The organism is Actinocrinis sp., from assembly GCF_035650855.1.
Taxonomy (GTDB): domain Bacteria; phylum Actinomycetota; class Actinomycetes; order Streptomycetales; family Catenulisporaceae; genus Actinocrinis.
Genome location: NZ_DASRGV010000157.1, coordinates 1 through 14,170, shown reverse-complemented (window position 1 = coordinate 14,170; position 14,170 = coordinate 1). Strand labels below are relative to the sequence as shown.

Annotated in this window: 12 protein-coding genes and 1 riboswitch; of the genes, 1 reads left to right on the top strand and 11 read right to left on the bottom strand. The window is 71.3% G+C overall.

The genetic code is table 11. From position 1 onward, the window contains the following. Together VFB40_RS11995 and glyA are read right to left on the bottom strand one after the other, a co-directional pair. The coding region (locus VFB40_RS11995) for an MraY family glycosyltransferase (protein ID WP_324849959.1) at positions 1-1,001 on the bottom strand (1,001 nt) is incomplete at its 3' end. 117 nt (positions 1,002-1,118) lie between these two features. Next, positions 1,119-2,453: a serine hydroxymethyltransferase gene (glyA, locus tag VFB40_RS11990; RefSeq protein WP_324849957.1), complete on the bottom strand. Its 1,335-nt coding sequence runs from the start codon at positions 2,451-2,453 to the stop codon at positions 1,119-1,121. 371 nt (positions 2,454-2,824) lie between these two features. Continuing rightward, positions 2,825-3,025: riboswitch (cyclic di-AMP (ydaO/yuaA leader) on the top strand. An 8-nt stretch (positions 3,026-3,033) separates the two neighbouring features. Here glyA and VFB40_RS11985 point away from each other — a divergent pair. Further along, a complete protein-coding gene (locus tag VFB40_RS11985; protein ID WP_324849955.1) occupies positions 3,034-3,723 on the top strand; it encodes a transglycosylase family protein in 690 nt (229 codons plus the stop codon). Positions 3,724-3,808: 85 nt separating this feature from the next. Here VFB40_RS11985 and VFB40_RS11980 read toward each other — a convergent pair whose 3' ends face one another. The 9 genes from VFB40_RS11980 to lysA form a co-directional block, all read right to left on the bottom strand. Further along, positions 3,809-4,450 (bottom strand): L-threonylcarbamoyladenylate synthase, encoded by a 642-nt coding sequence (locus VFB40_RS11980; protein ID WP_324849953.1) that lies wholly within the window; start codon positions 4,448-4,450, stop codon positions 3,809-3,811. 46 nt (positions 4,451-4,496) lie between these two features. Continuing rightward, entirely contained in the window at positions 4,497-5,360 is an 864-nt protein-coding gene (prmC, locus tag VFB40_RS11975) for a peptide chain release factor N(5)-glutamine methyltransferase (protein WP_349260183.1), read from the bottom strand. A 71-nt stretch (positions 5,361-5,431) separates the two neighbouring features. Then, entirely contained in the window at positions 5,432-6,526 is a 1,095-nt protein-coding gene (prfA, locus tag VFB40_RS11970) for a peptide chain release factor 1 (protein ID WP_324849950.1), read from the bottom strand. A gap of 118 nt (positions 6,527-6,644) precedes the next feature. Further along, positions 6,645-6,866, bottom strand: a complete 222-nt coding sequence (gene rpmE / locus VFB40_RS11965; protein ID WP_324849948.1) for a 50S ribosomal protein L31 — start codon at positions 6,864-6,866, stop codon at positions 6,645-6,647. A gap of 208 nt (positions 6,867-7,074) precedes the next feature. Beyond that, entirely contained in the window at positions 7,075-9,093 is a 2,019-nt protein-coding gene (gene rho / locus VFB40_RS11960) for a transcription termination factor Rho (protein WP_324849946.1), read from the bottom strand. Between the two features lie 382 nt (positions 9,094-9,475). Beyond that, on the bottom strand, positions 9,476-10,606 hold the full coding sequence (gene thrB, locus VFB40_RS11955) for a homoserine kinase (RefSeq protein WP_324849944.1): 1,131 nt from the start codon (positions 10,604-10,606) through the stop codon (positions 9,476-9,478). A 5-nt stretch (positions 10,607-10,611) separates the two neighbouring features. Next, complete coding sequence (thrC, locus tag VFB40_RS11950; RefSeq protein WP_324849942.1) at positions 10,612-11,694, bottom strand: threonine synthase; 1,083 nt, start codon at positions 11,692-11,694, stop codon at positions 10,612-10,614. Between the two features lie 62 nt (positions 11,695-11,756). Next, positions 11,757-13,049 carry a homoserine dehydrogenase gene (locus VFB40_RS11945; protein ID WP_324849940.1) on the bottom strand — a complete coding sequence of 431 codons (1,293 nt, stop codon included), beginning with the start codon at positions 13,047-13,049 and terminating at the stop codon, positions 11,757-11,759. A 212-nt stretch (positions 13,050-13,261) separates the two neighbouring features. Continuing rightward, on the bottom strand, positions 13,262-14,170 hold a 909-nt coding region (gene lysA / locus VFB40_RS11940; RefSeq protein WP_324849938.1), incomplete at its 5' end, for a diaminopimelate decarboxylase.

Genomic DNA, 14,170 nt, shown 5'->3' with positions numbered 1-14,170 from the left:
AGCGAGGACCACAGGTACATGATCAGCACCGCGCGCTGCCTGGAGTGGCCGATCTGCAGCAGCCGGTGGTGCAGGTGCTGCTTGTCCGCGGAGAAGGGCGAGCGCCCGGCTGCGGTGCGCCGGACCACCGCCATGATCATGTCGATCATCGGCAGCGCCAGGCAGGAGAACGGCAGCACCAGCGGGATGTAGACGGCCAGGCTCTTGTGCGTCGCGGCGGTCTGCGAGTGCGCGGCCTGGATGACCAGGTCCGGGTCCACCTGCCCGATGGCGAGGATGGTGATCGCGGCGAGCAGCAGGCCGAGCAGCATCGAGCCGGTGTCGCCCATGAAGATGCGGGCCGGGGACCAGTTGTGGCACAGGAAGCCGAAGCACATCCCGGCCACGATCGCGGCGATCATCACCGCGGGAGCGGCGGTGGAGATGAAGTAGCCGACCTGGAGCCGGTAGCCGTAGGCGAAGAAGGCGAGGGCGGCAATGGCGCACATGCCGCCGGCCAGTCCGTCGAGCCCGTCCACGAAGTTCACCGCGTTAATCATCACGACCACGATGAGGATGGACAGCACGGCGGAACTGGTCGGGTCGAGCACGACGGTGCCGTAGCCGGGGATGGGCAGCCATTGGATCTGCACTCCGCTGAGCACCATCACCGAGGCGGCGAAGACCTGCCCGGCCAGCTTGATGAGCGCGTCCACGCCCCAGCGGTCGTCGATGACGCCCAGCAGGATCAGCAGGCCGGAGCCCCACAGCAGGCCCGGGATCGTGAGTGAGGTGTTGTACACCCACTGGTGCAGCATCGGCATGTGCGCGGCGAACAGCAGCGCGGCGAGGAAGCCGAGGTACATCGCGAACCCGCCGAGCCGGGGGGTGGGCACCGTGTGCACATCGCGGTCACGCAGCTCCGGCGGCGGCGCGAAGCGGATGGCGGCCACGCGAATCAGCCCGGTGGTCAGGTACGTGACCACCCAGGCGACCGCCATGACGACCAGATACTCGCGCATCTAGCTCCGCTCGCCGCCTTCCCGGCCCGGGGTCCGTGTCGGTGATCAGGGTACGCCGGTCCCGCCTACTAGAGGGGACGCCCGCCCGGACTGCCCGGTTGCCCCGCCGGGCGATCGTCACGCCTGGTACAGCGGGAATTCGTCGACCAGCTCGGCGACCTCCTTCTGCACGTCCGGCGCGGCGTCGCCGTCGGCGTCCCGGATCGCGCGGCCGACGAGGGCGGCGATCCGACGCATCTCAGGCTCCTTCATCCCCTGGGTGGTGACGGTGGCGGTGCCCACCCGCAGGCCCGAGGTGACCATCGGCTTGGCCGAGTCGTACGGCACGCAGCTGCGGTTGAGCATGATTCCGGCGCGCTCGCAGCGCAGCTCCGCCTCGCGGCCGGTGACCTTCGCGCCGTCGGCGGTCCGCACGCCGACTCCCGCGGTGCCGCGCAGGTCCAATACGGCCAAGTGGGTGTCCGTGCCCCCGGACACCGGGCGCATGCCCTCCTGCGCGAGTGCCGTCGTGAGAGCCCGCGCGTTGGCGACGATCTGCGCCGCATACGTGCGGAACTCGGGCCTGGACGCCTCGGCGAACGCGACCGCCTTGGCCGCGACCGCGTGCATGAGCGGGCCGCCCTGCGCGAACGGGAACACCGCGCGGTCGATCGCCGACGCCAGCTCGGCACGGCACAGGATCGCCCCGCCGCGCGGGCCACGCAGCGTCTTGTGCGTTGTGAACGTGACGACGTCTGCATAGGGCACCGGCGAGGGGATGGCGCGCCCCGCGACGAGCCCGGCGAAGTGCGCCGCGTCGACCAGGAGATAGGCGCCGACCTCGTCGGCGATCGACCGGAACGCGGCGAAGTCGATGAGCCTGGAGTACGCGGTCGCCCCGCAGATGATCAGCTTCGGCCGGTGCGAACGGGCCAGGTCGCGCACCCGGTCGTAGTCGATCAGCTCGGTGTCCTCGCGGACCGGGTAGCCGACGGTCTCGAACCAGGTGCCGGAGAAGTTGCCCTGCGCGCCGTGGGTGAGGTGGCCGCCGTGTTGCAGCGCCATGGCCAGCACGCGGTCGCCGGGGGTGAGCAGCGCGGCGTAGACCGCGAGGTTGGCGGCCGCGCCCGTGTGCGGCTGGACGTTCGCGTGCTCGGCACCGAACAGGGCGCACGCCCGGTCGACGCCCAGGCGCTCGGCGGCGTCCACCTGCGCGCAGCCGCCGTAGTAGCGGCGGCCCGGGTAGCCCTCGGCGTATTTATTGGAGAGCACCGAGCCGAGCGCGGCCAGCACGGCCGGCGAGGCGGGGTTCTCGCTGGCGATCAGCTGCAGCGAGCCGCGCTGGCGCTCGAGCTCGTCCAGCAGCACGCCGGCGATCTGCGGGTCGGTGCGCACCAGCGCGCCGTAGTCCGGTCCGAAGAAGGGGGCCAGCGGGTCGGCCGACGTGGATCGGGGAGCGGCGACTGGGGACATGACCACGCTCCAAGAGCTTCGGCGCGCGGAAAGGTCGCGCGGTTTGCCGTGATTGCCGGATCTTTCCTCACACCATAGGCCGCGCCGCCGGGTACGGCACGGGCAAGACGTCACCCGAACGGAAGCGCAGTCGCGTCGGGAAACCCGTAGTGCCTCCGTCACGATGCGCCACGCCCTTGACGGAGAGTGCTGATTCTGGTGCGAACCGTGACGAGAAAGGCCTTACTGTTCAACAGAAAGTCGCGAATCAAGGACCGTTCGTTCATGTGAGATCCCCCACAGCGGCCCGAAGTTGAGTTTCGGCGCGCGGCCTGCCTACGGTCGATCCCGTTCGCCAACGCGGACACCGTGGCCGGCACGCCGAATCCTGCCCACCGTCCACGCCGTAACCCAGACCCGACGGGCAGGAGCGGAGGAACCACTTTCTTCCGCCGGACGGGGGCGGCTGCCGGGTGGAACCGGGGCAGCGCCCACGCAGGTCCGGCTTGGGGTGAATCCGCGCGCATCGCGGTAGGGCCACACATCTCCGGCCCGAATCCGACAGCTCACTTCGCAGGCGTGGGAGAGGAATCGCTTTTCCATGTCCCTTCGTCGTGCTTCCAACGTGCCCGCAGAAGCTGCGGGCGGCCGTCACCGCAAGGCGTCCTTCACCCGCCGCATGATCGCCGGCGCGGCGGTCGCCGGCGCCGGTGTGACGATTCCGCTGCTGGCCGCCGGTTCGGCGCACGCCGCCTCAGTCAACTGGGACGCCATCGCGCAGTGCGAGTCCGGCGGCAACTGGGCCATCAACACCGGCAACGGCTTCTACGGCGGCCTGCAGTTCACCGAGTCGACCTGGCTCGGCTACGGCGGCGGCGCCTACGCGCGCTACGCCAACCAGGCCAGCCGCTCCGAGCAGATCGCGATCGCCGAGAAGGTGCTCGCCGGGCAGGGCATCGGCGCCTGGCCCGTCTGCGGCCCGCGCGGCTACACCTCCGGCGGCAGCTACACCACCACCAACGCCAACGGCGCGGGCTCCGGCTCGAACTACAGCACCCACAAGCCGGTCAAGCACAGCTACTCGGCTCCGGTGCAGAAGTCCACCACGCACACCTACTCGGCTCCGGCCAAGACCACCGGCCACAGCTACACCGTCGTCTCTGGCGACACGCTGTCCGGCATCGCGGCCAAGGAGGGCATCTCGAACTGGGAGACCCTGTACCAGGAGAACCAGTCCACCGTCGGCTCGAACCCGAACCTGATCTTCCCGGGCCAGGTCCTGCACTTCTGAGGCCTGAACCGGCAGGTACGACTGTCCGCACGCGCCGAGGCCCGGCTCCCTTCGTCAGGGGGCCGGGCCTCGGCGCGTGTCGCGGTCAGCGGGTCAGGTTGGGCACGACCTTGGTCAGCTGGTCGAAGCTCAGCGCGCCCTCGCGCAGCAGCTTCGGCGCGTCGCCGGTCAGGTCGACGATCGAGGAGGGCACGTTGTCGGCCGTCGGCCCGCCGTCGAGGTAGATCTCCACCGCGGTGCCGAGCTGGTCCTGGGCCTCGGAGGCGGTCGTCGCCGGCGGCTGTCCTGAGCGGTTCGCTGAGGAGACGCCCATCGGGCCGACCTCGGTGAGCAGCTCGATCGCGACCGGGTGCAGCGGCATCCGGACCGCGACGGTGCCCCGCGCGTCGCCCAGGTCCCACTGGAGCGAGGGCTGGTGCCGGGTGACGATCGTCAGCGCGCCGGGCCAGTACGCGTCCACCAGGTCCCAGCCGCCCTCCGGGAACTGCGCGACCAGGCCGTGCAGCGTCGTGGGCGAGCCGACCAGCACCGGGACCGGCATGTCGCGGCCGCGGCCCTTCGCCGCCAGCAGCGCGGCGATCCCGCCGGCCGAGAAGGCGTCGGCGCCGATGCCGTACACCGTGTCCGTGGGCAGCACGACCAGCTCTCCGCGGCGCACCGAGCCGGCCGCCTCGCGCAGGCCGGCGGTGCGCTGGTCCGGATCCGAACAGTCGTAGCGACGGCTCACCTCTGTGCACCTCTCATGCGCGGCATCTTCGATGCGCTTACCTTACTTACGCGCGACGGCCTTCCTTGCGCGCGGTCACGAAGCGCGGGCGGCCGGTCAGGTCGCGGTGATCGGCGGCCTCGGCCCAGCCGCGCTCCTCGAGGAAGATCCGCTGCACCGCCCCGCCCTGCTGGTCCGAGTGTTCCACAGCCACCCAGCTGCCCGGGCGCAGCAGCCGGAACGCCGTCCGTTCGAGGGAACGGATCATGTCGAGTCCGTCGGGGCCGGAGAAGAGCGCCAGCTGCGGATCGTAGTCCCGCGCCTCGGTCGCGACGCCCTCCCACTCTTCGAGCGGGATGTACGGCGGGTTGGAGATGACCAGGTCCACGGTTCCGTCGAGCTCCGACAGCGCGGTGCGCGCGTCGGCGTGGTGCAGGGTGACCCGGCGGCCCTCGGCGACCTTCGCTATGTTGCGCCCGGTCCAGGCCAGCGCGTCCTCGGACAGCTCGACCGCGTGCACCCGGGAGCGCGGCACCTCCTGCGCTATGGCCAGCGCGATCGCGCCCGAGCCGCTGCACAGGTCGACGATGACGGGCTCTGCGATGTCCAGGTCCCGCAGCCGGTCGATCGCCCAGCCGACCATGACCTCGGTCTCCGGGCGCGGCACGAACACGCCCGGGCCGACCTCGAGCTCCAGGTAGCGGAAGAAGGCGCGGCCGGTGATGTGCTGCAGCGGTTCGCGGTTCTCCCGGCGGGCGATCGCGGCCCAGAAGCGGGCGTCGAAGTCGCCGTCGCGCACGGTGTGCAGTTCGCCGCGCCGTACTCCGTGCACCCACGCGGCCAGTTCCTCGGCGTCGGCGCGCGGCGAGTCGACTCCGGCCTCGGCCAGGCGCACTGCCGCCAGCGCCACCTCGGACAGCAGCAGGTTCAGCGGCCGTCCGGCGGGCGCGGCGTCGACCGCGGCCGCGGCGCTGGCAGGCACGGCGGTCGGCGCCGGTTCGGTCACGCCTCCACCCTCCTGCTCCCGCCGTCCTGGGCGCCGAGCTTGGCAGCCAGGTCGGCGTCGACGCAGGACTGGATGACCGGATCGAGTTCGCCGTCGAGCACCTGGTCCAGGTTGTAGGCCTTGAAGCCGGTGCGATGGTCGGAAAGTCGGTTCTCCGGGAAGTTGTAGGTGCGGATGCGCTCCGAGCGGTCCACGGTGCGCACCTGGCTGCGGCGCGCGTCGGAGGCCTCCTTCTCCGCCTCCTCCTGCGCGTGGGCCAGCAGTCGCGCGCGCAGGATCCGCATCGCCGACTCCTTGTTCTGGAGCTGCGACTTCTCGTTCTGGCAGGACACCACGACGCCCGTGGGCAGGTGGGTGATGCGTACCGCAGAGTCGGTCGTGTTAACCGACTGGCCGCCGGGGCCGGAGGACCGGAAGACGTCGATGCGTAGGTCGTTCGGGTTGATCTCGACCTCGACCTCCTCCGCTTCGGGCATGACCAGCACGCCGGCTGCGGAGGTGTGGATGCGGCCCTGCGATTCGGTAACGGGAACGCGCTGCACGCGGTGCACGCCGCCCTCGTACTTCAGCCGTGACCAGATGCCCTCGCCGGGCGGCGGGGTACCGCGGAACTTCACGGCGAGCGAGACGTCCTTGTAGCCGCCCAGATCGGAGTCGGTGGCCTCGAGGATCTCGGTCTTCCAGCCGCGCCGCTCCGCGTAGCGCAGGTACATGCGCAGCAGGTCGCCGGCGAACAGCATCGACTCCTGGCCGCCCTCGCCCGCCTTGATCTCGACGATGACGTCCTTGTCGTCGTCCGGGTCGCGCGGGATCAGCAGGTGCTGCAGGCGCAGCTCGAGCTCGCCGCGCCGCTCCTGGAGGGTGTCGATCTCGTCGGCGAAGTCCGGGTCCTCGCGGGCCAGCTCGCGGGCGGCCCCGATGTCGTCGGCGTTGGTCTGGTACGCCCGGTACGTCTCCGCGATCGGGGTCAGCTCGGCGTAGCGCTTGCCCAGCTTGCGGGCCAGCGCCTGGTCGGCGTGCACCTGCGGGTCGGCGAGACGCTGCTCCAGCTCGGCGTGCTCGGCCAACAGTTCGTCGATCGCCTCGAACACGGTGCTGCGTCCTCTCGTCCCTCATGCCGCCCGCGCGGCCCGCGGGCTCGTCCGGCCACTGACGCGAAGCGGCGCCGACGCCGGCAGCGGGTGCCTGGCATCGACGCCGCGAAGCGCGCTACTTGCCGGAGTTCTTCTTGCCGCCGAAGCGGGCCTCGAACTTGGCCACCCGGCCACCGGTGTCGAGGATCTTCTGCTTGCCGGTGTAGAAGGGGTGGCACTGCGAGCAGACTTCGGTGCTGATCCGGCCGCTGGTGGCGGTGGACCGCGTGGTGAAGCTGTTGCCACAGCTGCAGGTCACTTGGGTGACCACGTAATCGGGGTGGATCCCGGACTTCACGATGTGCTCCTCATGGTCGAAGTGGCCGCCGGATCGCCCGCGCGGGGCGTGAACCGGGACCGACGTACCAGTCTGCCAGGGCCGGGCCTCCGACTCCAAAACGGTGATCTTGATACCGTCGGATCGGCTGTCGGTGGTCCGTTTTCCCGCCCTGGGCTCCGGTGCCGCAACGACACCGGAGCCCGGGATATTCCGGGGTGCGGACGGACTACTCGCCGTCGCGCGCCGGGGTGTTCTTCTGGATCTGCATCAGCAGCTCGACGTTCGACTTCGTCTTGCGCATCTGCGTGATGAGCAGCTCAAGGGCCTGCTGCTGCTCCATGTTGTGCAGCAGCCGGCGCAGGCGCCACATGACCGCGAGCTCCTCGGCGCCGAGCAGGATCTCCTCGCGCCGGGTGCTGGAGGCGTCGATGTCCACGGCCGGGAAGATGCGCTTGTCGGCCAGGCGCCGGTCGAGCTTGAGCTCCATGTTGCCGGTGCCCTTGAACTCCTCGAAGATCACCTCGTCGGCCTTCGAGCCGGTCTCCACCAGCGCGGTGGCCAGGATGGTCAGCGAGCCGCCGTTCTCGATGTTGCGCGCGGCGCCGAAGAAACGCTTCGGCGGGTAGAGCGCGGTCGAGTCGACACCGCCGGACATGATGCGGCCGGAGGCGGGCGCGGACAGGTTGTACGCGCGGCCCAGACGGGTCATCGAGTCGAGCAGCACGACCACGTCGTGGCCCAGCTCCACCAGCCGCTTCGCCCGCTCGATGGCGAGCTCGGCGACCGTGGTGTGGTCCTCGGCGGGCCGGTCGAAGGTGGAGGCGATGACCTCGCCCTTGACCGAGCGCTGCATGTCGGTCACCTCTTCCGGCCGCTCGTCGACGAGCACGACCATGAGGTGGACCTCGGGGTTGTTCACGGTGATCGCGTTGGCGATCGCCTGCAGCACCAGGGTCTTACCGGCCTTGGGCGGGGAGACGATCAGGCCGCGCTGGCCCTTGCCGACCGGGGCCACCAGGTCGATGATCCGGGTGGTCAGCTGGCCGGCCTCGGTCTCAAGGCGCAGCCGCTCCTGCGGGTAGAGCGGGGTGAGCTTGGAGAACTCGGGGCGGTGGTTCTGGCTGCGCGAGTCGCGCGACTCGCGGGTCTCCTCGGGGGTGACGCCGTTGACGCTGTCCAGCTTGACCAGCGCGTTGAACTTCTCGCGCCGCTCGCCCTCGCGCGGCTGGCGCACCGCGCCGACCACCGCGTCGCCCTTGCGCAGGTTGTACTTGCGGACCTGGGCGAGCGAGACGTAGACGTCGTTCGGGCCGGGCAGGTAGCCGGAGGTGCGCACGAAGGCGTAGCTGTCCAGGACGTCCAGGATGCCGGCCACCGGGATCAGGACGTCGTCCTCAGTGAGGGTGGACTCGGGCGATCCGGCGTCGTAGCCCTCACGGCCGCGCCGGCCCCGGTTGTTGCGGTCCCGGTCGCGGTAGCGGCTGCGCCGCCCGCGGCCGTCGAACTCCTCGTCCTGGCCGCCGCCCTGGTTGTCGCGCTGGCCGTCCCGCTGGCCGTCGCGCTGATTGTCCCGCTGGCCGTCGCGCTGGTTGTCGCGGTTGCCGGAACGCTCGCCGCCCTGGTGCTGCTGCTGGCGGTCGCCGCGGTCGCGGTTGTTGCGGTTGTTGCCGCGGTCGCGGTTGCGCTCGCGGCGGGAGGGCTGGTTGCCGCCCTCGCCCGGCGCGCCGCCCGGCTGGGCGCCGGCGGCCGCGGGCTGCGTGCTCGGCTGGGCGGCGGCCGGCTGCGCGGCCGCGGCGGGAGCGGCCTCGGCGGCCCGGCTCTGCACCGGGGCGGCTGCGGTCTCGACCGCGGCCTCCTCGCGGCGGGCGGGCTGCTCGGGGATGCGCTGCTGCGCGGAGGTGGCCCGGCGGCGGCCGTTGGCACGCTGCGCGGGCGCGGACGCCGTCGCCTGCGGGGTGGCCGCGGCACCGTTCGAGCCGGTGCCCTCCGCACCACCGGCGGCGGTTCCGGTCGAGGCGGCCGCCGGCGCCGTGGCGCGCGGGCCGCTGCCCGCGGTGGCGCCCTGGCGCTGTTGGATCGCCTCGATCAACTGACCCTTGGGCATCCGGGTCACTCCCTTGATGCCCAACTCAGCGGCCTTGAGTCGCAGTTCAGGCAGCAGGAGGCCGGACAGTCCGGTGCCGGTGCGGCGTCTGCCACGGGCCGCGGACTGGTCGGCGGAGGTCAGTTCGGTGGTATCGCTCACGAAGGGTCCTTCCCTGGAGCGGGCGCCGGTTCCGGGTGGTACCCGGCTCGGCGACCGGTCGTGCCCCGATCCGGCGGGCGGTGTCCGTTTCGGCACCGCGACGACCGCGGGGGCGGGGTTTCAAATACCGGATCGCGGGAGCACCGTGTCCGGCGGCGCGCTTGAATGCGCCAGAAAAGGGGGCCGTCTGGACCGTCGCCGTCAGGCGCCATCGGATCAGGGAAATCCACAATGGGGTTACGACGTCGGTCCTCAGGTGGGGAGCACTTGCCGTGGCCGCGCGGACGGAGCCCGAATAGGACTCCGGGCCGACGTGGACAACGGGTGCAGTTACGAGATTAACACTCTTGAGCCATTGTGGCATTCCCCACCTTCGACGAGATCATGGCGTGTCGGTGTCATCCGGCGGCTGATCGGCCGCCGTGCCCCTGGAAGCGACGGTCAGAACCGTGACGCCCCAGCCCTCGGGCGCGTAGTCGGCGGCCTTGCGGGCCCAGTCCGGACCGACGGCGAACACCAGCACGGTCGGGCCGGCGCCGGAGACGAACGCCGCGAACCCGTCCGCGCGCAGCCGCCGGATCAGGGCCGCGCTGTCCGGCATCGCCGCCGCGCGGTAGTCCTGGTGCAGCCGGTCGCGCGTGGCGGCGTGCAGGAGTACAGCCCGATGATGATGGCTGAGTTCCGGGGCCGTCAATGCCGCGGTGAGCAGGCCGGCCCGGCCCGCGTTGAAGGCCGCGTCGCGGTGCGTTACCCGCTCGGGCAGCAACCCGCGGGCGACCTCGGTGGCCAGCGGGTTCGGCGGGATGAACGCGACTGCGGCGAGGTCCGGCGACGGGTCGAGCCGTAGCGCAAAGGCCCGAGTGTGCTCCGGCTGACGGTCCGTGGAACCGGCCGCCGTGGAGACCGGGTCAGTGCCCTGTCGGTCCTTTGACGGCCGGGCTTCCGCAGTGCCCTGTTCGAGCCCGGCCACGTGCTCAGGGTCCTGCTCCAGCCAGGCGATCGTCAGGCCGCCGCGCAGCGCGGGAGCGACGTTGTCGGGGTGTCCCTCGATCCGGTTCGCCAGGTCGAGCAGTGCGTCGTCGTCGAGCACTGACGCGCCGTCCTCGACCAGCTCGCGAGCCGCGGTCAGGCCGGCGCAGATCGCGGCGGAGGAGGAGCCGAGGCCGCGGCCGTGCGGGATGCGGTTGCGGCAGCTGACCCGCAGCCCGGCCGGCTGCCCGCCGAGGGCGTCGAAGCCGGCCCGCAGCGCGCGCACCAGCAGGTGCCCCTCGTCGAGCGGGACCTGTCCCGCGCCTTCTCCGGTGACCTCGACGGTCAGGCCGGGTTCGTCCGTGACCTGCACGACTACCTCGTCGCGCAGTTCGAGCGCGAGCCCGAAGGCGTCGAGGCCGGGGCCGAGGTTGGCGCTGGTGGCCGGGGGCCGGACGGTGACCGGCTCGCGCCGGAAGCGCGGCGTGCGGGCGGTCGCCGATCGCTGCGGTTCGGACGGACGCGACGGTTCGGGCAGGGCCAACCGGCTCACTCCAGCCCGAGGACGCCGACCGCGACGGCCGCGTCGACGGGAACCTTCGGCGGGGTCGGCGCGCCGTTGATGGCCCAGTCCGGGTCCTTGAGCCCGTTGCCGGTGACCGTCACGGTGATCCGCTGCCCGCGGGCCAGGCGCCCCTCCTCGGCCAGCTTCAGCAGCCCGGCGACGCCGGCGGCGCTGGCCGGCTCGACGAACACGCCTTCGCGTCCGGCGAGCAGCTTGTATGCCGAGAGGATCTGACGGTCGGTCACCGACTCGATCAGGCCGCCGGATTCGTCGCGCGCGGCGATGGCCAGGTCCCAGGACGCGGGGTTGCCGATGCGGATCGCGGTGGCGATGGTCTGCGGGTTGGTGACCGGCGAGCCGCTGACGAAGGGCGCGGCGCCGGCGGCCTGGAAGCCGTACATGCGCGGGCGGTGCGTGGACAGCCCGGCCTTCTCGTACTCGGTGTAACCCATCCAGTAGGCGGAGATGTTCCCGGCGTTGCCGACCGGCAGGACGTGCAGGTCCGGGGCGTCGCCGAGGGCGTCGACGATCTCGAAGGCGGCGGACTTCTGCCCGGCCAGCCGCGCCGGGTTGACCGAGTTGACCAGGGCGACCGGGTAGTTCTCGGCGAGGTCGCGGGCCAGCGTGAGGCAGTCGTCGAAGTTGCCTGCCACCTGCAGGATCTTCGCACCGTGAGCCAGCGCCTGGCTCAGCTTGCCCAGGGCGATCTTGCCGTCCGGGATGAGCACCGCGCAGATCATCCCGGCGCGCACCGCGTAGGCGGCTGCCGAGGCGCTGGTGTTGCCGGTGGAGGCGCAGATGACCGCCTTCGCGCCCTCCTGCGCGGCCTTGGAGATGGCCACGGTCATGCCGCGGTCCTTGAACGAGCCGGTCGGGTTCATCCCCTCGACCTTGAGATACACGTCACAGCCGGTCAGTTCGGAGACCAGGTTCGCGCGTACCAGCGGCGTACCGCCCTCGCCCACGGTGACGACCGGCGTGGCCGTGGAGACCGGCAGCCACTCGCGGTACTCCTCGATGACGCCGCGCCAGGCGCCACGCGCCCGGCTCAGGCTCTCAGCAGCCATCTCGCTCTCTTCTCTCTCCAAGCTGGGTCACCGCGGGACGCTCCGGTCCCGCCGCGTGCCGCCTATTCGCCCTCAACTCGCATCACGGAGGCCACGTCGCGCACCGTGTCGAGCGCCCGCAGGCTCTCGACGGTCGCGGCGAGCGCGGCGTCCGTGGCCACGTGCGTCGAGACCACGAGCCGCGCGTCGTCGCCGCGGCCGGACTGGCGCACCGTCTGGATCGACACCTCGTGGTCGGCGAAGACCAGCGCGACCTGCGCCAGCACGCCCGCCTTGTCGTCGACGTCGAGCGAGATGTGATAGCGGGTGCGCGCCTCGCCCATCGAGCCGACGCGCAGGTCGGCGTAGGAGCTGACGGCGGGCGCGCGGCCGCCGTTGACCTTGTTGCGGCACACCGCGACCAGGTCGCCGAGGACCGCGCTCGCGGTCGGCGCGCCGCCGGCCCCGGGGCCGTAGAACATCAGCTGACCTGCGGCCTCGGACTCCACGAAGACCGCGTTGTACGCCTCGCGTACCCCGGCAAGCGGGTGCGAACGCGGAATCATCGCCGGGTGCACGCGGGCGGTGACGGCCTCGCTGATCGGGTCGAGCTCGCAGATGGCGAGCAGCTTGACCACGCTGTTCAGTTCGCGGGCCGAGGCCACGTCGGCGGCGGTGACCTCGGTGATGCCCTCGCGGTAGACGTCGGCCGCGGTGACCTTGGTGTGGAACGCCAGGCCCGCGAGAATCGCCGCCTTGGCCGCCGCGTCGAAGCCCTCGATGTCGGCAGTCGGGTCGGCCTCGGCGTAACCGAGCGCCGTCGCCTCATCCAGCGCGTCCGCGAACCCGGCTCCGGTCGAGTCCATCCGGTCCAGGATGAAGTTCGTCGTCCCGTTGACGATGCCGAGCACCCGTTTGACCTTGTCGCCGACCAGCGATTCGCGCAGCGGCCGCAGCAGCGGGATGGCCCCGGCGACGGCGGCCTCGTAGTAGAGGTCGGCGCCGTGCTTCTCGGCGGCGGCGTGCAGGGTCGCGCCGTCCTCGGCCAGCAGCGCCTTGTTCGCGGTGACGACGCTGGCGCCGTTCGCGAGCCCGGCGAGCAGCAGCGAGCGGGCCGGCTCGATGCCGCCGATGACCTCGACCACGACATCGACGTCAGGACGAGTGGCCAGGCCCAGCGCGTCGGTGGTGAAAAGCCCCGGGTCGACCGGCAGGTCGCGCACCCTGTTCGGCCTGCGCACGGCGATGCCGGCCAGCTCCAGCGGGGCGCCGACGCGCGCGGCCAGGTCGTCGGCGGTCGTCGTCATGAGCCGGGCGACCTCGGAGCCGACGACCCCGCAGCCCAACAGCGCTACCTTCAGCGGGCGCTTGCTCATGCTTCCCAACCTCGTCCTCCGCTTGCCCTGCCCGGTAAGTGTCGCCGGTCTGTCCGTCTTCCGGTATCCGCGGTCCAGTATCCGAGACCCTGCCCATTCTCAGGCCCGCGCACCGTGCTCGTCGCGTGATGCGCGAAACACTGTCGCCGCCGAGCACTGCTGCGCATCGTCGACCGCGCCGCCATCTGTTACCTACTGCTGCGCCGCTCCCCTCACCCGAGGTCGAGCGCCAGCAGATCCTCCTCCGTCTCGCGCCGCACCAGCAGCCGCGTCGAACCGTTCCGAACCGAGACCACCGGCGGCCGCAGGGCATGGTTGTAGTTAGAGGCCATAGACCGGCAGTACGCCCCGGTCGCCGCCACCGCGATCAAATCCCCCGCGGCCACGTCGGCAGGCAACCAGGTGTCGCGAACCACAATGTCGCCGGACTCGCAGTGCTTGCCTACGACGCGGGCGAGCATCGGCGGTGCCTCGGAGGTCCGGGACGCGAGCGCACACGTATATGCCGCGTCGTACAGCGCCGTGCGGATGTTGTCGCTCATACCGCCGTCGACTGACACATACGTCCTGAGACCATCCAACGGCTTAACTGTCCCCACCTCGTACAACGTGATGCCCGGGGTGCCGGCGATCGCGCGTCCCGGCTCAACAGTCAGCCGCGGTACTGCGAGCCCGTAGCCGAAGCACTCCCTCGCCACGATGGCCTTGAGCCCCGCGACGATGTCGAACGCGTCCGCCGGATCGTCCTCGCTCGTGTAGGCGATCCCCAGCCCCCCACCGAGGTCCAGCTCCGGGAGCCTGATTCCGTGCTCGTCCCGGATCCCCGCGAGCAGCCCCACCGCCCGGTGCGCCGCGACCTCGAACCCGGAGGTGTCAAAGATCTGTGACCCGATGTGCGAATGGATCCCCACCAGATCCAAGGCCTCATGCTTGAGCACGCGACGCACGGCCTCCGCCGCCAGCCACCCGCTCAGCGAAAATCCGAACTTCTGATCTTCATGCGCGGTCGCGATGAACTCGTGCGTGTGCGCCTCGACGCCGACCGTGATGCGCACCATAACCCGCGGACGCACGCCGCGCTCCGCGGCCAGTTCGGCGAGCCGGTCGATCTCCTCGAACGA

Excerpts from the sequence above, each read along its gene's own strand:
- glyA (WP_324849957.1), bottom strand. The coding sequence starts at position 2,453 with ATGTCCCCAGTCGCCGCTCCCCGATCCACGTCGGCCGACCCGCTGGCC.
- VFB40_RS11985 (WP_324849955.1), top strand. The coding sequence starts at position 3,034 with ATGTCCCTTCGTCGTGCTTCCAACGTGCCCGCAGAAGCTGCGGGCGGC.
- thrC (WP_324849942.1), bottom strand. The coding sequence starts at position 11,694 with ATGGCTGCTGAGAGCCTGAGCCGGGCGCGTGGCGCCTGGCGCGGCGTC.
- VFB40_RS11945 (WP_324849940.1), bottom strand. The coding sequence starts at position 13,049 with ATGAGCAAGCGCCCGCTGAAGGTAGCGCTGTTGGGCTGCGGGGTCGTC.